Here is a 19,667-nt window from a genome sequence, read left to right on the forward strand (position 1 = left end):
TGAGATTTCCCTTTGAGCAATCAAGAAAGACCCCTCAGAGACGATGAGGTAGATAGGTCATGGGTGGAAGCACGGCGACGTGTGGAGCTGAATGATACTAATCGGTCGAGGCTTTGATCTAGTCTAAGGTTTGTATGAATTGATGAATCTTCAGTTTTGAGAGAACAATCTCTCTATGTCTGGTGGCGATAGCGAAGCGGCCACACCCGTTCCCATGCCGAACACGGAAGTTAAGCGCTTCAGCGCCGAAAGTAGTTGGGGGTCTCCCCCTGTGAGGATAGGACGTTGCCAGGCCAACGCGAAGGACGATCAAGCATCTGCTTGGTCGTCCTTTTTCTGTAGAATTTTATTGTAAAACTCTATTTTTTAATGATATCTAACCTCTTTCCGAACATTAAAAGATGGAATGCAATGAATCGAACACAATTCTGAACTTTCTGAACATCGGGAATTGAATTGCACTTTCGGCCTATACCTGTTACCATTACAGAAATATTTCGAAACAAAGATTCGGGTCCGATAGGGAAAGGGGCAATCGATTTTTATGTGGGAAAACAAGTTTGCAAAAGAAGGATTAACGTTTGATGATGTGTTACTCGTACCGCGCTTTTCTAATGTCTTGCCAAGAGATGTAAGTTTGAGCACTAAGCTTTGTGAAGGCCTTGAATTGAACGTTCCAATCATCAGTGCAGGAATGGACACGGTCACAGAAGCACCGATGGCCATCGCTATGGCCCGCCAAGGCGGTCTAGGAGTCATTCATAAAAACATGTCGATGGAGATGCAGGCTGAACACGTCGATCGCGTTAAGCGCTCAGAGAATGGGGTCATCACCAACCCATTCTACTTGACGCCAGAACGTCAAGTGTATGATGCAGAGTACTTGATGAGTAAATACCGTATTTCGGGTGTCCCAATCGTCAATTCAGAAACGGAACGCAAATTGATTGGTATCTTGACGAATCGTGACCTTCGCTTCATTAAAGATTATTCGACAGTGATTGCAGACGTCATGACTACAGAGAACCTTGTCACGGCGAAAGTAGGGACGTCACTTGAAGAAGCTGAGCGCATCCTGCATCAACATCGGATTGAAAAGTTGCCGCTCGTCGACGATTCAGGCGTGTTGAAAGGTCTCATTACGACAAAAGATATTGAGAAAGTCGAACAGTTCCCGCACGCAGCGAAAGACAAACAAGGTCGCTTACTCGTTGCAGCCGCTGTCGGTGTCACGAAAGATGCGGCATCACGTGCACAAATCCTTGTCGATGCTGGTGTCGACGCTTTAGTAGTAGATACAGCTCACGGACATTCAGCCGGCGTCATCGAGAAAGTGAAAGAGTTACGTGACATGTTCCCGACGCTTCCAATTATTGCTGGGAACGTCGCGACAGCCGAAGCGACACGCGCTTTGATTGAAGCGGGTGCATCGGTCATCAAAGTCGGGATTGGCCCAGGATCAATCTGTACGACACGTGTTGTGGCCGGTGTCGGTGTTCCACAAATCACGGCGGTATACGACTGTGTGACAGAAGCTAGAGAACACGGTGTCACAGTCATCGCCGATGGCGGAATCAAGTATTCAGGTGATATCGTGAAAGCCATCGCGGCGGGTGGCCATGCGGTCATGCTCGGTAGTCTTCTCGCTGGTGTGAAAGAGAGTCCGGGAGAGATGGAAATCTATCAAGGGCGTCAGTTCAAGACATACCGTGGGATGGGTTCTGAAGCTTCGATGAAACGTGGAAGTCAAGATCGTTATTTCCAAGAAGCGGACAAAAAGTTCGTGCCAGAAGGGATCGAAGGTCGTGTCGCTTATCGTGGCGAGTTAGCAGATACAGTGTATCAGCTCATCGGAGGCCTTCGCTCAGGAATGGGTTACTGTGGGGCAGCTGACATCCGTGCATTACGCGAGGATACTCAGTTTATCCGTATGACTGGGGCTGGTTTGCAAGAAAGCCATCCACATGATGTACACATTACAAAAGAAGCTCCAAACTATTCACGTTAATCAAAAAAGCCGTTGTCTCGATGTAGAGGCAACGGCTTTTCGCTATTATTTTTTGGCTTTTTTGACAAGGATGACTGTACCGCCATCGTCTTGCGCTGGCAAGCTGACCGTGACTTTTCCATCACGTTTAACGACATACTGACGTCCGCTATAGCGGTCGACAAGTTTCGTATTGTGCTTCAGTTTCGTTTTGAACGTGATTGTTCGTTTTGCTTCTTTCGTGTTCAAGGCAACGAGAACCGAGTCTTTGCCGTGTTTTCGCTCAAAGACAGAATACCCAGTCGCAGATCCACCCGCAATAACAGCGCGTGTTCCTTTACTAAACACTTTCGAATAGTCAGCACGAATATTGAGTAGTTTTTGGTAGTGCGTATGCATCGCTTTGCCTTCTCCTTTGACTCGCTTCCAGTCAAAGTCATAGCGGTTTTCATTGAATTCGCCTTTATCCATATCCATAGCATGTTTTCCGGACTGTCCGACCTCTTCACCATAATAGATGACAGGTTGGCCTTTCGCCGTCATTTGAAGCGATGCGGCGACCATATGTTTCCCTTCATCTCCGCCAGCACGTGATACGAGGAAGCCGTCTTCGTCATGGCTACTCAGGAACTGTCCGAGCGTCGCTTCATTCGAGAGTTGTGAGTTGCGGTATTGGAGTGCGCTCTCGACGTCATCAATATTCCCGTTGACGAACCGTTCGGCTTGATACTTGAAGTCAAAGTCGAGTAACGAATCCATCTGACCGCTCTTCAAATAACCGCCCGTGTTGTTCACACTTGCGCCGTAATGTTCTCCAATCATCTTGAAGTCTGGTTTGAGTGCTGTTAACTCGTTTTTAAACGACTTCCATGTCGTCGAATCGACGTGTTTGACCGTATCGACGCGGAAGTAATCGATGGTATTCCCTTTCTTCGTCTTCGATCGTTTAATCCAATCGGTCTGCCATTTGACGAGTTGTTGACGAACGGCAGCCTCTTCGGTCTTAAAGTCCGGTAGTCCGGAGAGAGACATCTTCAAGTCATCGCCATCGACCGGATTTGAGCGAATCATGCCGTCGAACACTTTACGTTCTTTATTAGTAGGGAAGTTTGTGGCGCCTGTGTCTACGGCCCCTGGTTCCATCCCATAGCCAGGATGGTTCAAGACGACGTCGACCATAATCTTGATGCCTCGTGCGTTTGCTTCGTCGATGAGGCGATGGAACGCCTTCATGTCTCCAAGATGCTCATCGAGTTTTTCGAAGTTTTTCGCCCAATAGCCGTGGTAGCCATATTGGGAACCATCTTTGCCATAGCGAAGATCCCAGTCAATGTTGTCGACGATCGGGGTGATCCAAATCGTATTAATGCCTAATTTGTCCAAGTAGTCGAGCTTTTTCGTAACACCGGCAAAGTCACCGCCGTGATACGACTCAAGATGGTCTTGGTCGTAGTATTCACCGTTCGGGTTGTTATTCGTTTTGTCACCATCATAGAAACGATCGGTCAGCATGAAGTAAATCCGTGCCTCGTCCCAATCAAACGCTTGTTTGTCTTTCATCGAGACTGGTCGGACCGTTAGCGACGTTTTCGTCTTATGGACGTTTCCGTATTGATCGATCGCTGTGATTGTCAAAGATTTTCTACCTGGTTTCACAGTGTCTTTGACTGCAATCGTTTGTTTGTTCAGTGCTGGATCGACCGCAAGTTTGGCCGGTCCACCGATTGGACGTGCATCGATGTACATTTCTCGTAACGTGACACCTTTTGGCAACGTCGGCTTCACATGGACGACCGCGTTCTCTCGAGAACTGATTGCTTTTGGAGCCACAGAAGCGGCCAATTTGATGTTTGGACGGCGATATTCGACGCTTGATGCCTCAAAATAGGGGTCCTTCACTTCAGTCGTCACACCGTCTTTTGTGACGAGGAACGTGTAGTCATGTTTGCCTTCCGGTAGTTTGACCGTGTGGCGGAACCATTCGTTTTTCGCTTCATATGTCATCGGATAGGTAACACCATTGACCTTTAACGCCACGTTGTCGATTTCATCGAGTTGTCCGGCTTCATACAACGCTTTGTCACGGTAGAAGAACGTGACGGCACCATCTTCAAACACGGGCCCTTGAATCGTCGGTACTTGGTGGAACGTTCCTTTTCCGCTCTCGACGACGACTTTCGTCACCCGATCGCTACCGAGTTTCACATAGCGATCTTCCCCGTAACCATCTTTCACAGCCCAATCCGTGCCTTTGCGGATGACGAAGCCTACGTTGGTCGCATCTTTTCCGACTGGGATACGGAAGACAGCACCTTCTTCAGTGATTTTGTATGGGTCCACCTGGCCATCTTTGGCACCCGTGCTCCACGTCCATAAATTCCAATCGGTGTAATCGTGATCAGCCCGAACGTACAACATCTCGATGTAGCGTTGCGTTTTCCATGGATCCGCGATTTCAGTGATGGTTTTAAATGATGTCGTCAATGCCGGTAACGTTGTGTTCGACAGGTTGCCTTTCACGACGTCTGCGGGAAGGGTTGCGGTATACGTTTGATTCAAGCCGAGTGGCTCAGTCGGTGTGACCGTTACTGTTGATCCATTCACTTCAGCCGTGAACGGTACAGCCGTCTCCCCATTCATCAAGCTGACTTTCGAGGCATCTAGTGTTACAGGCTCATTGAACGTCCATGTGATCGGTGACTTGATATCCACTTGTTCCGATTGATTGGCTGGCATGACCGTTGTCACTTCAAGTTGACTGACCGTCTCGACACCGCTTAACGTGAAGGCCGGGCTATATACCGATTGTGTCGATGGATTCGCAGAAACGTTCCAACTATCAGCGATTTTATTGGCCGCATTGCTTGGAATTGTATCGAACGCACCGTGCTCGGTAGCGTTATTCCCGCTGAGTACCGTGAGGACACGAACAGTATCCTCATTGCTTAAACCAAGTAGCGACAAAGGAATTTTCCCTTCGAATCCTTTCGTGCGATCAACGGCGAACGAGGTACCATTCAAGTTGCTCAAGTTTGCGAGCGGCGTGGATTTCCCTGCTTCATACAAAGCGGCTTCTTTTACCGACGTGTCGCCATCGACACGAAGTAAAATATGATACTGTGGTTTTTTATCGGTTTGGCTAAAGTTGAACGGATGGCCAAGCGGGTTTGTCGCCACGCCTGAATCCTGTTCATTGATTTGAAGAGCGATATTTATGTACTGACCATTGTCACCCCAGTTCGGGACGTTGTTCGCATCCACATAAAAGTAAAGGTTACGCGCATCGTTCTGCAGATAGACGTCTCCTAAATCGAATCCTTGCCAACCCGCTTGTTGGGATGTGGCGAGCGCTGGCGTGTTCGTCCAATCCGTTTTTAAACCGTCAATCGAGATTGTCGCAGGCTCGGCCAATGCGTTCATCGGGACACCGGCTTGGATCAGGAGAACGGATGATAACAATAACGTGGTCGTCTGTCGTGCCGCTTTCTTCTTCATAAAGCACCTCTTTCATGGAATGTGTCGTCTACAGGGCAACGAATTGTCAAAATTGTGCAAACGGTTTCAGGAATAGTTTAGCTGAATATGTAAGCGCTCACAATATATTTTTAAAAAAATAATAAAAACGCCTATCGGTCAGAGAGGCGTTTGGTTCACGAAGCGTCCTTTCACAATCAAGCGTTCTGTCGCATCGAACGTGCATGTGACGAGCGTAATCGTCGGTTCCGTTGTTGCATCGAGTACGTCGACCCGTGTCGGGGGGACGGTCTCAAGCGAAGTGACCTCGTAATGGAACGTGTGTGTCATGTCGGTCACGTAGATCGACATGCCGACGGCGGCGATATGAAGCGGGCCGAACAAGACGGTCGGACTTTGCGTGTAGTGGCCGGCGAGCGCATAGTTTCCGGTTCCCATGCGTTGGTCCGGGTCCATCGTTCCAGCACCGACCGCCAAGTTCTCATTGTCGAGCCCGTATAAGATGGGGAGCTCAAGTTCGATTTCTGGAATCGAAATGAGGCCGATGGTCGGTAAATCATGAAACCGATTGCGCACAGTCAATAGTTGTTCCCATAATAACGGCTCGACGTTTGAAAACTCAAATTCGCCGGTTTCGAGAAGTTTCGGCTGAATTTCGGCGGTCACTTGTTGACTGTTCCATGTTGTGAGTTGGTCTTTCCACCACGATTCGGATAACAGCAGTGTACCGATTAATAAGAAGAGTCCACCGACGACATAGCGTGACCGTTTCATCCATCTCTTCCTTTCTGAATGTTCCAACACGACATGAGTGCACTGACGGCAGCGGGCAGCGTTTCTTCGGATAAGGCGGCGAATCCAAATAAAAATTGAGGAATCGTGTCGGTTGATTCGATGCGATAGTCTGTCATCGCATTGATTCGGATACTCGAGGCTTCAGCCAGACGTTTTAATTCCTCGCTCGACTTTGTCGTTTGGACAGACAGGACGACGTGGAGGCCCGCGCTCGCACCTGTGATAGAGACGGTCGGCTCGTACGGTTTGAAGGCGGCGATGATGATTTCAAGTTTGCGGCGATATGTTTTCCGCATCCGGTTCAGGTGTTTCTCAAAATCCCCGGTTGCCATAAACTCGGCTAACGTATGTTGCTCGAAACGGGGCACGCTGCATGTGAAATGACGGTAGCGTTCTCGGTAGCGGTTCAACAGCGGAGGCGGGAGTACCATGTAGCCGATTCGTAAAGAAGGCATCAACGATTTCGAGAACGTGCTCAAATAGATGACGCGCTCGTTTTGATCCATGCTTTGCAAAGAAGGGATCGGCTTGCCACTGTAACGGAATTCGCTATCATAATCGTCTTCAATCACATACGTTTGCTGCTCCGATGCCCAATTGAGCAGACGTTGGCGCCGACTGACCGAAAGAATCGTTCCGGTCGGAAATTGATGGGCGGGTGTCACATAAAGGGCATCGATGGATGCTTGTTCCACAAGATCGACACGGACGCCGCTCTCATCGACAGGAATCGGGATGAACGTCCGCCGTTGATGGGCGAACAGTTGTCGGGTGAGCGGATAACCGGGATCCTCAATGCCGAAAATTGTGCTATCGGGCAGAAGCTCCAATAATTGTGGGAGCAACTGCTCGGTGCCGGAACCGACGACGATCTGTTCGGGTGAACAATGAACGCCGCGCGAGTGATAGAGATAGGTCGCAATCTCTTGGCGAAGCACGAAGTCGCCTTGAACCGAACCGAGTGCGAGCAAATCATGGTGCTCTTCCGACACGACTTGTTTCAAATGACGCCGCCATCGTTCAAATGGGAAAGCTGTCGTATCAATTTGACTCGGATATAAATCGAACTGATACGTCTTTTTCATCGGTAGTGGTTCAATTAAGCTACTGCTACGACGGACGTACAGTTCTTCTTGTGGTAATACGTAGAAGCCTTTTCGCGGTAACGACTCGATATATCCTTCCGCGAGCAGTTGGGCGTAAGCGAGTTCAACTGTCGTTTGCGACACATCTAAAAATTCGCCTAACTTTCGTTTGGACGGAAGTTTTGTCCCGGTGGTGAGGGTATCATCGACGATGGCTTGTCGAATGTGCATATAAAGTTGTTCATATAACGGAACGCTCGAGTCGACCTCGAGCGAGAAGGTTAGCATATCCATAGTTAATCCTTTCTAATCAGCCAAAGAAAAAATAGAGCGTGAATCCGATAACGAGTAGGAGCGAAAACACTCCGGCTTTCCCGAAAAAGCTTCGTTCATGCGCCTCGTCACGACTGTTCCATTGGTCCATTTCATCATCCCCCTTGTCCTTTACAACATTCGAGAATTAGGAAATGAAGTCCTTTGTTTAAACTGACCACTTCAGAAAATACAAAACTGGCACTTTCAATATAGTCAAATCAATTTATACTTGCAAGTAGACTAGCTTATTGGAGGGGATCCATTTGGAAAAGAGACAAGTAGGGACAGACAAAGTAAAACGCGGTATGGCTGAGATGCAAAAAGGTGGCGTCATCATGGACGTCATCAACGCTGAGCAAGCGAAGATTGCTGAAGCAGCAGGAGCAGTCGCCGTTATGGCGCTCGAGCGTGTACCTTCAGACATTCGTAAAATGGGTGGTGTCGCCCGTATGGCCGACCCGACAATCATCGAAGATGTCATGGGTGCGGTATCAGTACCAGTCATGGCGAAGTGCCGCATCGGTCACATCGCTGAAGCACGTGTTCTTGAATCAATGGGGGTAGATTTCATTGACGAGAGCGAAGTATTGACACCGGCTGACGAAGAGTTCCATCTCTACAAACGGGACTATAAAGCACCGTTCGTCTGTGGCGCTCGTGATCTTGGTGAAGCATCACGCCGCATCGGTGAAGGCGCAGCGATGATCCGGACGAAAGGTGAGCCGGGAACAGGAAACATCGTCGAAGCAGTTCGTCACATGCGTACGGTTCAAGCCCAAGTAAAACGTTTGCTTTCAATGAGCATCGATGAAGTAATGACGGAAGCACGTGACCTTGGTGCCCCGTTTGAAGTCTTGATGCAAATCCGTGAAGCAGGTCGTCTCCCGGTCGTCAACTTCGCCGCAGGCGGAATTGCGACACCAGCCGACGCAGCACTCATGATGCACCTCGGAGCGGATGGCGTCTTTGTCGGATCAGGCATCTTCAAAGCGGAGAACCCTGAGAAGTTTGCCCGTGCCATCGTCGAAGCGACGACGTACCATGATGACTATGAGCGCATCGCTCACTTGTCGAAAGGACTCGGCGAAGCGATGAAAGGACTCGACGTCCGTACGCTCAAACAAGAAGAACTTATGGCACCGCGAGGCTGGTAAGATGACGACAATCGGTGTACTCGGAATGCAAGGCGCGATTCGCGAACACGTCCAGATGCTGGAATCACTTGGAGCGGACACGCTCGTCGTCCGTTCGGTCGATGACTTGAACCGCATCGACGGTCTCGTCTTGCCCGGCGGGGAGAGCACGGCGATGCGTCGTCTGCTTGATCGCTATGACTTGCTCGAACCACTTCGTGCGAATACGACGTTGCCGATGTTCGGCACATGTGCCGGTTTGATTTTGCTCGCGACCGAAGTCGAAGGATATGATGCGCATCTGCGTAAAATCCCGATGACGGTCAAACGGAATGCGTTCGGACGACAAGTGGATAGCTTTGAAGTCGATTTGGCTGTCAAAGGAATCGATGACGCTGTCGAAGCGGTGTTTATTCGAGCGCCGCAAGTCGCATCGGTCGAAGCGAGCGTCGAAGTGCTCGCCGAGGTCGAGGAAGCGATTGTCGCGGTTCGATATGACAAGTATATGGCCTGCTCGTTCCATCCGGAATTGACAGACGATTTATCGATGCATCGCTATTTCTTGGAGATGGTTGAAGCGACGAAGCGACAACTCGCCTGATCGAAAGGCTCCCTATTAAATAGGGAGTCTTTTTCATGCGTTTTTTTGCTACACTGTAACGAGATACGTATAGAAAGGGGCAAGACCGTGAGACAAAGATGGATCGGATGGATGCTCGTTTGGGCAGTCCTTTTAAATATGATCGTGCCGACGGATGCATCGGCGGCACCTAAAGTTGATGCGACCGGCGCAATGCTCGTGGATATGACGACGGGACAAATCCTGTTCTCACAAGAAGAAGACGCGATGCTCCCTCCGGCATCAATCACTAAGCTGATGACCGCTTTTCTCGTCCGGGAAGCGATCGAAGCGGGTGACCTCAGTTGGAACCAAGAAGTGACCCCGAGTGACAAGGCGTTGGCGCTGACCCGAAAACCGGGACTAGCCCGGATTCCGCTCGTCAATAAACCGTACACGGTAAAAGAACTTTATGACGTGGCGTTGATTCGTTCTGCAAACGAGGCGGCAGTCACATTGGCCGAGGCTGTCTCGGGTTCGGAAGGTGTGTTCGTTAAGAAAATGAACGAACGGGCGACTGAACTCGGCATGACCCAAACGACGTTCGCCAATGCGTCAGGACTTGATTCTGTATCAGCGGACCGTCCCGGAGAGAACTTGACATCGGCCAATGACTTGATGAAGCTTGCTTTGGCCTATTTGACGAAGTTCCCCGAGGTGCTTGAAGTGACGAAACAAGCATACGTCGACATCGATGGGGTCCGCTTCGAAGCGACGAACCAGATGCTTGCCGGTCGTAATTTAGCCTATCCGGGTATGCTCGGCTTTAAGACGGGTACGACTGATGACGCGGGTTACTGTTTCGTTGGAGTATCGACGCGAGATGGACGTACCGTTCTGTCAGTCGTTCTCGGAGCGAAGACCGATCAAGGACGCTATACCGCTACAAAGGCTCTTCACGACTATGCATATGGAGAGTTTGTCTTAACCCCGATTTTACGGACCGGTGAAATCGTCCCGGCGACGCTCCATGTCGCCGAAGGTACAGTCGAGTCGGCAAAAGTGCGCACGACGTCGGCCTTTGAAGTGCTCATCGGAAAAGGACAGGATGTGCCTGAACCGACATACGACCTGCCAGATACGAAAGCCCCGGTTGCGGCCGATCAACAGGTCGGGACCGTCACGATCGAGCCTTCCGGAAGCGTCCGCTATCTAGATGGTGAACTTCCACCTAAAGGAACGCTCGTCGCGGCCGAACCGGTCGAGATGGCATCATTTTTGACACGCATGACGCGTGCCTTCTCGGACTTTTTAGATGAGATTCGACTTGTGCTCGGAAAACTGAGTCTTGTCGATAGAGTTGAGATGTTGTAAAGTAAAACTAATTCAATGACAGATGCAATGATGGGGAAAAGTACGTTACGGTCATCTACTGACAGAGAGCTAGTGGTTGGTGCAAACTAGTGGGATGATGTAACCGAATCGGCCTCGGAGCATTGGCTTGGAAACAAGTCACGTTACGCACACGTTACGTGCATCGAGTGGCCCGATTTCGGGCAACGAGGGTGGCAACGCGGATCCAAGGTGGTTCGTCCCTTTCCTACGGGAAAGGGGCGTGCCACCTTTTTATGTGAAAAAAGGAGGAATAACGAATGTTAGACATTAAACGATTACGAACAGATTTTGAAGAGATTAAAACGAAGCTTGCTCATCGCGGTGAAGACTTGAGTGCGCTCGATCGTTTTCCGGAACTAGAAGAGAAACGCCGCAACTTGATCAATGAGGTTGAAGTGAAGAAAGCGAAACGAAATGAAGCGACGAAGCAAATTGCGGAATTGAAACGTAATAAGCAAGATGCGGATGGACCGATTCTCGAGACGCGCCGTCTCGGGGACGAAATCAAATTGCTCGATGAAGAGTTGCGCGAAGTCGAGGCCGAATTGAACCTGATTCTCCTCAGCATCCCGAACATCCCGCACGAATCAACGCCGATTGGCGAAACGGAAGACGATAACATCACCATCCGTGAAGTCGGCACAAAACCGACGTTCGAATTCGAGCTTAAACAACATTGGGACGTCATGGAAGACTTGAAGATTGTCGATGTGGAACGAGCGGGTAAAGTGACCGGAAGCCGGTTCGTGTTTTATAAAGGCCTTGGCGCCCGTCTTGAACGTGCCCTCATCAACTTCATGATGGATATGCATGCCGATGAACATGGCTATTCTGAAGTGCTCCCTCCTTATATGGTCAATCGAGACGCGATGACGGGGACGGGACAACTTCCTAAGTTCGAAGAAGATGCATTCAAAGTGGCGGACACGAATTACTTCCTCGTGCCGACGGCAGAAGTTCCGGTGACGAACATGCACCGTGACGAGATTATCACGGAAGACCAACTTCCAATTACGTATACGGCGTATAGCGCTTGTTTCCGTTCAGAAGCAGGATCAGCCGGACGCGACACGCGTGGGCTCATTCGTCAGCATCAGTTCAACAAAGTCGAGCTCGTCCGATTCGTGAAACCTGAAGAGTCTTATGAACAACTCGAACTCTTGACGAGCCACGCTGAAGAAGTGCTTAAGCGTCTCGGTCTCCCTTATCAAGTGCTCAGCATGTGTACGGCAGATCTCGGCTTCACGGCTGCGAAGAAATATGACATCGAAGTGTGGATGCCAGCGCAAGGGATGTATCGTGAAATCTCATCTTGTTCGAACTTTGAAGACTTCCAAGCGCGCCGGGCCGGAATCCGTTTCCGTCGCGAAGCGAACGCGAAACCTGAATTCGTCCACACGCTTAACGGATCTGGCCTCGCAGTCGGACGGACCGTTGCTGCAATTTTAGAGAACTTCCAACAGGCAGACGGTTCAGTCGTCATTCCAGAAGTATTACGTCCATATATGGGCGGCGTCGAGAAAATTGAAATGCCTCAGTCATGAACAAACCAACCCGTCTGAAACGTATCGTTCAGGCGGGATTTTTTTTGGTTTTTTTTAATGTTTTTTCACAAAAGGGTTTGACATCTGTCTGCCAAGTTGGTACTATAAATCATGTCGAGCGAGATGTTTGCTCACCAATTGTATATGAGCTTTGGAGGTGTACCCAAGTGGTTTAAGGGAACGGTCTTGAAAACCGTCAGGGGTGTAATAGCCTGCGTGGGTTCGAATCCCACCACCTCCTCCATTTTTATTTTTGGAGGCTCAACAATTTCATACTTTTTTGGAGGTGTACCCAAGTGGTTTAAGGGAACGGTCTTGAAAACCGTCAGGGGTGTAATAGCCTGCGTGGGTTCGAATCCCACCACCTCCTCCACTTTCTTTTTTTTACACTTTTTTAAGCCTGGAGTTGTACCCAAGCCCGGCTGAAGGGGACGGACTCGAAATCCGTTAGGAGTCGTAAGGCTCGCGTGGGTTCGAATCCCACCAACTCCGCTTGTTTTGGCATCTGCATGGGCAGATGCGTTTTTTTTATGGTCGCAGACTTCGGTCTGCGACTTTTTTGTTTGTGGCAATCCGACGAAATCTGGCTAAGCCGCGCGTAAACCGGGAATCTACATAGAGTAGACTATAGTGGCGCGTAAGGAAGGAGATGAGCGTCATGGATTGGATTGAGATGTATATCGATGAGGTCGTACGGCATGTTCCTCCGAAACGGCGCGAGGAGGCGGCTACCTCGATTCGGCAATCGATTGAGCTGGCATTGCCCGAACACCCGACTGAGGCAGACGTGAAACGAGTGTTAGAGGAGATGGGGCATCCAACCGTCGTGGCCGCGCGTTATAAGGAAGGACAGTATGTGATCGGACCACGTTTTTTCCCCATGTATGTGACCGTTATTAAACTTGTCGTTCCAATCGTCTTAGCTGTCGTTTTCTTCGGTCTCGTGTTGTCTAGCATGCCGACGTTCTCAGGACCGCTTATTCCGACAATCGGCACATTTTTGACGAACATGTTCGATGCGCTATGGGAGGTCGGGATTCAGCTCGTGTTTTGGATTACGCTCGTCTTCTTTTTGGTTGAGCGCTATGCACCGGATGATGTACCGGCGCCAGATATGAAATGGGATGTGTCCAAGCTGAAAGAGCGGTTGAAGGGCGGTCGAATCAGTAAATTTGACGTAGGGTTCGGGTTGTTTTGGACAGCTGTGTGGTTTGGCGTGTATATTAACGCCGAACGGTTACTAGGGATTTATGAATCGACGAACGCGGGGTTCACGATGGTCACTCCCATCTTCAATCAAACGTTCCTGATGGATGTGATTTGGTTATTTGTGACCGTCATCTTGTTTCAAGTCGTGCTTGGGGTATGGAAGTGGATGAACGGACATTGGACGTATGCGCTCGCTTCGTTTAATTTGATCTACAATATCATCTCGGCCACGTTCATCATCTGGATGGCCAGTTCCCCCCAGTTACTCGATCCACGATTTTTGAACTGGATCGAGACGAACGTTCCGAACGGCATACTCTCGTTCGATTGGGTATTTGGATTGGTCGTCGCCATCACGATTTTGGCCGCAGTGTTTGATTCCATCGACGGGTTCCGAAAAGCTCGAAAGACGCCGACGTATCGTAAACCGCATATCGCCCACACATAAAAAAGAAGGTGTACCGCTCAAGCGAGCAGTACACCTTCTTTACTTATCTAACTTTCGCTTCGCGAGCGATTGTCAATTGTTTCTCGATTTTCTCCAAGATGAGTTCAACCGAGTTCGGGTCATTGATCAAGTCATACTCTTCGATTGAAAGACGAAGCACCGGGCAAAGATTGAAGTTATTGATCCACTCCGTATAGCGCGCGTACATTTCTTCCCAATACGTGATTGGTGTTTGTTGCTCCATCTCACGTCCGCGCATTTGAATGCGGTCGAGAACTTGCTCGAACGAACCTTCGAGATAGATCAGCAAGTCAGGATGCGGGAAGAACGGTGTCAGCACCATCGCTTCAAACAAACTCGAGTACGTCTCGTAGTCGGTTGGAGACATCGTCCCTTTTTCATAGTGCATTTTGGCGAAGATGCCTGTATCCTCATAAATCGAACGGTCTTGGATGAAGCCACCGCCATATTGGAAAATCTTCTTCTGTTCTTTGAACCGTTCAGCCAAGAAGTAGATTTGAAGGTGGAAGCTCCAACGCTCGAAGTCATGATAGAATTTATCGAGATAAGGGTTCGTATCTACTTTCTCAAGTGAAGTTCGGAAGTTGAGGGCGTCGGCAAGTGAGTTCGTGATTGTCGATTTACCGATTCCGACCATTCCACCGATCGTGATGATCGTGTCGTTCGGAATGTTATATTTTTCATTCAGCGTCATTTGATTTGTGCTCCTTTAGTTAATTCTAATTCACGTTCGATCGTCGAGAGGACGTGCGTCAAATCATCCGGGTTTTGGACGAAGTCGAGCTCATCTCCGCTAAACGAAAGAATCGTCACTTCGGGATGCGTCGCGCGGTATGATTCGATAAACGTTTCGTAATCATGAGCGAGCTGTTCGAGGTAATCGCGAGACATGTTCTCTTCTACTTCACGTCCACGCAATGCGACACGTTTCATTAACGTCTCGATGCTGGCGTGTAAGTAGATGACGACATCAGGTTTCGGCATATCGTGTGTCAAAATCTTATAGATTTGCTCATATTTGTTCAAATGAGCTGGTCTCAGGGAACGGTGAGCGAAAATTAAGTTCTTGAAAATATGATAGTCAGAAACGACGGATTGCTGTTGACTCAAGTGGTGTTTGTGGATATCGTCTAATTGCTTGAAGCGATTGCAAAGGAAGAACATTTCCGTTTGGAAGCTCCATTCGTCGATATCTTCATAAAACTTGCCGAGAAACGGATTCTCTTCTACAATTTCATTCAGCATCTGCATTGAAAAGTGCTGACTGATGATATGGGCCAGTGACGTTTTCCCGACACCAATCGGTCCCTCTACCGTTATAAACATATGATGTCATCCTCCATTATCCAAAGTGCAAGTTCCATTCTAGCATACAATGAAGTGGATAGGGCGAGCGAAATGATTTTCATTTTTTTTCATAATAAGTGATCAGAAACGGAGTGTGTATATGGAACGAGATGAACGATTTATGAGGCTCGCCATTGAAGAGGCGAGGAAGGCGGAAGCAATCGGCGAAGTCCCGATTGGATGCGTTATCGTAAAAGATGATAAGGTCATTGCCGTCGGCCATAACCGCCGAGAGACCGACTTGTTGGCAGCGGCCCACGCCGAAATGATTGCAATCGAGCAGGCGAACCAGACGCTCGGCAATTGGCGTTTAGAGGATTGCGAACTGTTCGTCACGTTAGAGCCTTGTCCGATGTGTGCAGGGGCCATCGTGCTGTCTCGTGTGAAGCGTGTCGTCTTTGGTGCCCACGATCCGAAGGGCGGATGTTGTGGGACGCTCATGAACCTTGTTCAAGACGAACGCTTCAATCACCAAGCCGAAGTAACCGAAAATGTTTTAGCAGAAGAGTGTGGCGAGTTGCTGACGAGCTTCTTCCGAAACCTTAGAGAACGGAAGAAGCAGGCGCGGCTTGAACAGAGAGGTTGCAACCCATCTGATTAAACAGTATAATGTAATAGCACTCAACGAAGTGCCTAACTTCATTTACCCATTTGCCGTGCTAGGCGGGGAGGTAGCGGTGCCCTGTAACTCGCAATCCGCTATAGCGAGACTGAATTCCGATTCGAGGGAGTGCATTGGTGTGGCCTGTCCTCGTGTAAGTGGCGTTGACGTCTGAGTCCTGCGCAACGGTCACCCATGAACCAGGTCAGGTCCGGAAGGAAGCAGCCTTAAGTGGTGACGTACCGTGTGCCGCAGGGGTGCTTGGGCCGAGCAAACTGCATGAGTAACGCACATTGACGTGCTTTCAGAAATCGGTGCGCGGCAGATTTATTTAATAACTTCAATCTACGGCCCCAGGGTTGTAGATTTTTTTGTATGATGAAATAGAGAATGTAAGGAAGAAAGGAGGCGGGGACATGGCGTATCAAGCGTTGTATCGGGTTTATCGTCCGCAGTCGTTCCAAGAGGTTGTCGGTCAAATTCATATCACACGTACGATTCAAAATGCGTTGCTTGAGGAACGAATGTCACATGCCTATTTGTTCTCGGGTCCACGAGGGACCGGGAAGACAAGTTTGGCGAAAATTATCGCGAAAGCCATCAACTGCGAGACAGCACCCACACGAGAACCGTGTAACACATGCCCGACTTGTATCGCAATCACGGAAGGGACGAGCCCGGACGTGTTTGAAATCGATGCGGCTTCAAATAATGGGGTCGACGAGATTCGAGAAATTCGGGATAAAGTCAAATATCCGCCTTCTCAAGCGCGCTTCAAAGTATATATCATTGATGAAGTGCACATGCTTTCGACTGGGGCGTTCAACGCCTTATTGAAAACGTTGGAAGAACCACCGGCGCATGCCATCTTTATTTTGGCGACGACAGAACCGCATAAAATTCCGGCAACTATCATCTCACGTTGCCAGCGCTTTGATGTGAAACGGCATGAAGTCGGTCAATTGCAAACACGTATGGCATATATCTTGAACGATCAAGATTATGACTATGATCCAGAGGCCCTCAAGCTGATTGCCCGTGCTGCCGATGGTGGGATGCGTGATGCACTCAGCCTACTCGATCAAGCGCTCGCTTTTAGCGATGGCCGTTTGACCGAAGATGCTGTTCTAGAAGTGACTGGCGCGGTGACGGATGATGCTCTACTTGATATGGCTTATGGCTTACAACAGAAGCAACTCGATCAAATTTTGAGTACGTTGGAAACGATGCTTCGTGAAGGTAAAGATTTGAAGCGATTCATTGAAGATCTCGTGTTCGTTCATCGTGATGCCTTACTTTTAAAGGCTTCACCGCAAGCGGTCGATTTACTCGAACGCGCCCGTCCGACAGAGACGTTCCGACAATTTGTTGAAGCGACGTCGACGGACGAGTTGTTCCAAGTGATTGAAGAGTTGAATGACTGTCAGCAACAGATGCGATTATCAAACCATCCGAAAGTCTTAGTTGAGTTAACGTTTATTCGGATTGCCGAACAAGGACGGACGATGACAGAGCAGATGAAACAACTTCAAGAGCAGGTCCGTGAACTGAGTCGCGAGTTGAATGAAGTCAAGAAAACGGGTGTCCCTGCAGCGGAAGCAACAGCAGAGAAACCGAAAGTTGCCAAGCGAACTCAAATTCGAGTCCCGAAAGAACGCATTCGTCAATTATTGCAACGAGCGGAACGCCAACACTTAAACGCAATCCGTGATAGCTGGGAAGACATCATGGGGAACATTCGTACGCAAGATGGTCCGATTTTTGCACTGTTCTATGAGAGTGAGGCTGTGCTTTGTGCTAGTGACACCTTACTGGTACAATTTAAAGATGGGATGACGTGGCATTACGAGCAGGTTAGCTCGAACGGTCGCACGCGAGACGTGATTGAACAAGCCTTATTCGAAGTGACGGGGATTCGTCGAGAAATCATGGCTGTACTCGAGACCGATTGGGTTGAGTTGAAGAATGAGTTCATCCTTCGTAAACAAGCTGAACGTTCGGATCATAAAGAAGAAGAAGTGGCGGAAGACGATCCACTTGTCTCAAAGGCGTTCGAGCGTTTCGGTGACGTCGTTGAAATTGAAGAAGTATAAAGGAGGCGCTCTACATGCGTGGAATGGGAAACATGAACAACATGATGAAGCAAATGCAGAAAATGCAAAAAGATATGGCGAAAGCTCAAGAAGAATTGAAAGACTTAACGGTTGAAGGTACTGCAGGTGGTGGCATGGTTAAAGTTATCGTTAGCGGACATAAAGAAGTACTAGATGTCATCATCGCTGAAGATGCTGTCGATCCTGATGATGTTGAAATGTTGCAAGATCTTGTGTTAGCAGCGGTTAATGACGGGATGAAGCAAGCTGATCAACTCGTTAATGACAAAATGGGACGTTTCACGCAAGGGATGAACCTTCCAGGCTTTTAAGTGAAGAAAGGAAAGATGTGAGTTGCAATACCCTGAAGCGATCGGACGTTTGATTGAAAGCTTTACCAAATTGCCGGGCATTGGTCCGAAAACTGCCATACGTCTAGCATTCCACGTATTAGATATGGAAGAAGACGATGTGTTGACGTTCGCTAAGGCGCTGGTCAGTGCGAAGCGTGACATTAAATATTGTACCGTATGCGGACATATTACAGATGTTGATCCATGCGCAATTTGTACGGATTCTCATCGCGATGAGACGGTCGTCTGCGTTGTTCAAGATTCTAGAGATGTGATTGCGATGGAAAAAATGCGAGAGTATCGTGGGAAGTATCATGTCTTACATGGGGCGATTAGTCCGATGGAAGGGATTGGTCCTGAAGATATTAACGTATCGAGCTTGTTGACGCGTCTTCAAGAAAATGAAGCGATTAGTGAAGTGATTTTGGCCACTAACCCGAACATCGAAGGGGAAGCGACTTCAATGTATCTGTCCCGACTCTTAAAACCGACTGGAATTCGCGTAACCCGTCTTGCGCACGGTTTACCTGTAGGCGGCGATCTAGAATATGCGGATGAAGTCACTCTATCGAGAGCGATGGAAGGCAGACGCGAACTATGAGGTGGTTTCGCAAACCTCTACGAGATGGGTATGACCAACGATTCTTGTCAGAACTATTAGATGCTAAGGCGAAGTACGAATCGAAGCGTCGCATCCTTGAAGTGAGTATTGAAGACACTGGAGAATTAGCAGCGCAGGTTAAACAAGCGGAGGCGTTGTATTTCTTTTATTTAAAAGAGGCAAAGCAACGCAAGGTTTCACTTTCGAACTTAAGATCGTAAGGCGAGATATTTCATCTCGCCTTTTTATATGTCAGATTACTGCGGTTCATGTAGCGGTCACTTTTTTCTCTATATAATGAAGGAACTAGAAACCTATTGGTTATTTTATATAGTAATCACAGACTGCTGAAAAAATAAATTAAAGTTTTTCTAAAAAAGCTATTGTGCATTTAAAGTTTTATTGATATATTAATAGACGTCGCCGAGAGCGGTTTTAAAAATCGAAAAAAAGATATTGACTTCTGGTTGATAGCTTGTTAAGATGTTTAAGTCGCCAAGAACGACAGACGAACTTTGAAAACTGAACGATGAGGCAAAAAATGTTTTACAATTTTTGAATGAAGCGCAAGCTTCGTCATTTTTAAAGAGCTATATCAAATTCTTTGGAGAGTTTGATCCTGGCTCAGGACGAACGCTGGCGGCGTGCCTAATACATGCAAGTCGAGCGCAGGAAATCATCCGAACCCTTCGGGGGGACGTTGATGG

Annotated in this window: 16 protein-coding genes, 3 tRNA genes, 3 rRNA genes, 1 other RNA gene and 1 other annotated feature; of the genes, 18 read left to right on the forward strand and 5 right to left on the reverse strand. The window is 48.7% G+C overall.

The window, feature by feature from the left end:
• The 3 genes from EVJ33_RS14785 to guaB all read left to right on the forward strand — a co-directional run.
• Window positions 1-121: ribosomal RNA gene (locus EVJ33_RS14785) — 23S ribosomal RNA — on the forward strand; the annotation flags it as partial.
• 57 nt (window positions 122-178) lie between these two features.
• A 5S ribosomal RNA gene (rrf, locus tag EVJ33_RS14790) occupies window positions 179-294 on the forward strand.
• Between the two features lie 250 nt (window positions 295-544).
• The gene (gene guaB, locus EVJ33_RS14795; RefSeq protein WP_034781919.1) at window positions 545-2,008 is read left to right on the forward strand and encodes an IMP dehydrogenase; all 1,464 of its coding nucleotides are present in this window, start codon (window positions 545-547) and stop codon (window positions 2,006-2,008) included.
• A 45-nt stretch (window positions 2,009-2,053) separates the two neighbouring features.
• On the opposite strand, the gene EVJ33_RS14800 is transcribed toward guaB, so the two are convergent.
• The 3 genes from EVJ33_RS14800 to pdxR form a co-directional block, all read right to left on the reverse strand.
• Entirely contained in the window at window positions 2,054-5,482 is a 3,429-nt protein-coding gene (locus tag EVJ33_RS14800; protein WP_131438291.1) for an alpha-amylase family glycosyl hydrolase, read from the reverse strand.
• A gap of 138 nt (window positions 5,483-5,620) precedes the next feature.
• Window positions 5,621-6,235: a class A sortase gene (locus EVJ33_RS14805; RefSeq protein WP_131438293.1), complete on the reverse strand. Its 615-nt coding sequence runs from the start codon at window positions 6,233-6,235 to the stop codon at window positions 5,621-5,623.
• The gene (gene pdxR, locus EVJ33_RS14810) at window positions 6,232-7,635 is read right to left on the reverse strand and encodes a MocR-like pyridoxine biosynthesis transcription factor PdxR (protein ID WP_131438295.1); all 1,404 of its coding nucleotides are present in this window, start codon (window positions 7,633-7,635) and stop codon (window positions 6,232-6,234) included. Before pdxR ends, EVJ33_RS14805 begins: the two co-directional genes overlap by 4 nt.
• Window positions 7,636-7,919: 284 nt before the next feature.
• Between pdxR and pdxS the strand changes: the two genes are divergently transcribed.
• The 8 genes from pdxS to EVJ33_RS14850 all read left to right on the forward strand — a co-directional run bounded on the left by pdxS (window position 7,920) and on the right by EVJ33_RS14850 (window position 13,944).
• Complete coding sequence (gene pdxS / locus EVJ33_RS14815; RefSeq protein WP_021066746.1) at window positions 7,920-8,810, forward strand: pyridoxal 5'-phosphate synthase lyase subunit PdxS; 891 nt, start codon at window positions 7,920-7,922, stop codon at window positions 8,808-8,810.
• Between the two features lies 1 nt (window position 8,811).
• Entirely contained in the window at window positions 8,812-9,390 is a 579-nt protein-coding gene (gene pdxT / locus EVJ33_RS14820) for a pyridoxal 5'-phosphate synthase glutaminase subunit PdxT (RefSeq protein ID WP_131438297.1), read from the forward strand.
• Window positions 9,391-9,477: 87 nt separating this feature from the next.
• Window positions 9,478-10,722: a D-alanyl-D-alanine carboxypeptidase family protein gene (locus tag EVJ33_RS14825; RefSeq protein WP_236634657.1), complete on the forward strand. Its 1,245-nt coding sequence runs from the start codon at window positions 9,478-9,480 to the stop codon at window positions 10,720-10,722.
• An 18-nt stretch (window positions 10,723-10,740) separates the two neighbouring features.
• Window positions 10,741-10,948: a binding site (T-box leader), on the forward strand.
• 52 nt (window positions 10,949-11,000) lie between these two features.
• Entirely contained in the window at window positions 11,001-12,287 is a 1,287-nt protein-coding gene (gene serS, locus EVJ33_RS14830; protein WP_131438299.1) for a serine--tRNA ligase, read from the forward strand.
• Window positions 12,288-12,440: 153 nt separating this feature from the next.
• Window positions 12,441-12,531: transfer RNA gene (locus tag EVJ33_RS14835), tRNA-Ser, on the forward strand.
• Between the two features lie 38 nt (window positions 12,532-12,569).
• Window positions 12,570-12,660, forward strand: a tRNA-Ser gene (locus EVJ33_RS14840).
• A gap of 29 nt (window positions 12,661-12,689) precedes the next feature.
• Window positions 12,690-12,779: transfer RNA gene (locus EVJ33_RS14845), tRNA-Ser, on the forward strand.
• 166 nt (window positions 12,780-12,945) lie between these two features.
• A complete protein-coding gene (locus tag EVJ33_RS14850) occupies window positions 12,946-13,944 on the forward strand; it encodes a hypothetical protein (RefSeq protein WP_131438301.1) in 999 nt (332 codons plus the stop codon).
• 43 nt (window positions 13,945-13,987) lie between these two features.
• Here the strand turns inward: EVJ33_RS14850 and EVJ33_RS14855 are convergent, their stop codons facing one another.
• Together EVJ33_RS14855 and EVJ33_RS14860 are read right to left on the reverse strand one after the other, a co-directional pair.
• Window positions 13,988-14,659 carry a deoxynucleoside kinase gene (locus EVJ33_RS14855; protein ID WP_021065290.1) on the reverse strand — a complete coding sequence of 224 codons (672 nt, stop codon included), beginning with the start codon at window positions 14,657-14,659 and terminating at the stop codon, window positions 13,988-13,990.
• Window positions 14,656-15,291 carry a deoxynucleoside kinase gene (locus EVJ33_RS14860; RefSeq protein WP_114167452.1) on the reverse strand — a complete coding sequence of 212 codons (636 nt, stop codon included), beginning with the start codon at window positions 15,289-15,291 and terminating at the stop codon, window positions 14,656-14,658. The genes EVJ33_RS14855 and EVJ33_RS14860 overlap by 4 nt, the downstream gene beginning before the upstream one ends.
• A 121-nt stretch (window positions 15,292-15,412) precedes the next feature.
• Here EVJ33_RS14860 and tadA point away from each other — a divergent pair, with 121 nt between their 5' ends.
• From tadA to EVJ33_RS14895, 7 genes are all read left to right on the forward strand, one after another.
• Window positions 15,413-15,913, forward strand: a complete 501-nt coding sequence (gene tadA / locus EVJ33_RS14865; protein WP_131438303.1) for a tRNA adenosine(34) deaminase TadA — start codon at window positions 15,413-15,415, stop codon at window positions 15,911-15,913.
• Between the two features lie 53 nt (window positions 15,914-15,966).
• Window positions 15,967-16,235, forward strand: an RNA gene (ffs, locus tag EVJ33_RS14870) — signal recognition particle sRNA large type.
• Between the two features lie 94 nt (window positions 16,236-16,329).
• Complete coding sequence (gene dnaX / locus EVJ33_RS14875) at window positions 16,330-18,006, forward strand: DNA polymerase III subunit gamma/tau (RefSeq protein WP_131438305.1); 1,677 nt, start codon at window positions 16,330-16,332, stop codon at window positions 18,004-18,006.
• A 14-nt stretch (window positions 18,007-18,020) separates the two neighbouring features.
• Complete coding sequence (locus tag EVJ33_RS14880) at window positions 18,021-18,338, forward strand: YbaB/EbfC family nucleoid-associated protein (RefSeq protein ID WP_034781885.1); 318 nt, start codon at window positions 18,021-18,023, stop codon at window positions 18,336-18,338.
• A gap of 22 nt (window positions 18,339-18,360) precedes the next feature.
• Window positions 18,361-18,960, forward strand: a complete 600-nt coding sequence (recR, locus tag EVJ33_RS14885) for a recombination mediator RecR (protein ID WP_021065285.1) — start codon at window positions 18,361-18,363, stop codon at window positions 18,958-18,960.
• Window positions 18,957-19,181: a YaaL family protein gene (locus tag EVJ33_RS14890; RefSeq protein ID WP_131438306.1), complete on the forward strand. Its 225-nt coding sequence runs from the start codon at window positions 18,957-18,959 to the stop codon at window positions 19,179-19,181. Before recR ends, EVJ33_RS14890 begins: the two co-directional genes overlap by 4 nt.
• A 380-nt stretch (window positions 19,182-19,561) precedes the next feature.
• Window positions 19,562-19,667, forward strand: a 16S ribosomal RNA gene (locus EVJ33_RS14895); the annotation flags it as partial.

It is taken from the genome of Exiguobacterium sp. SL-10, assembly GCF_004337025.1.
In the GTDB taxonomy this organism is placed as follows: Bacteria; Bacillota; Bacilli; order Exiguobacteriales; family Exiguobacteriaceae; genus Exiguobacterium.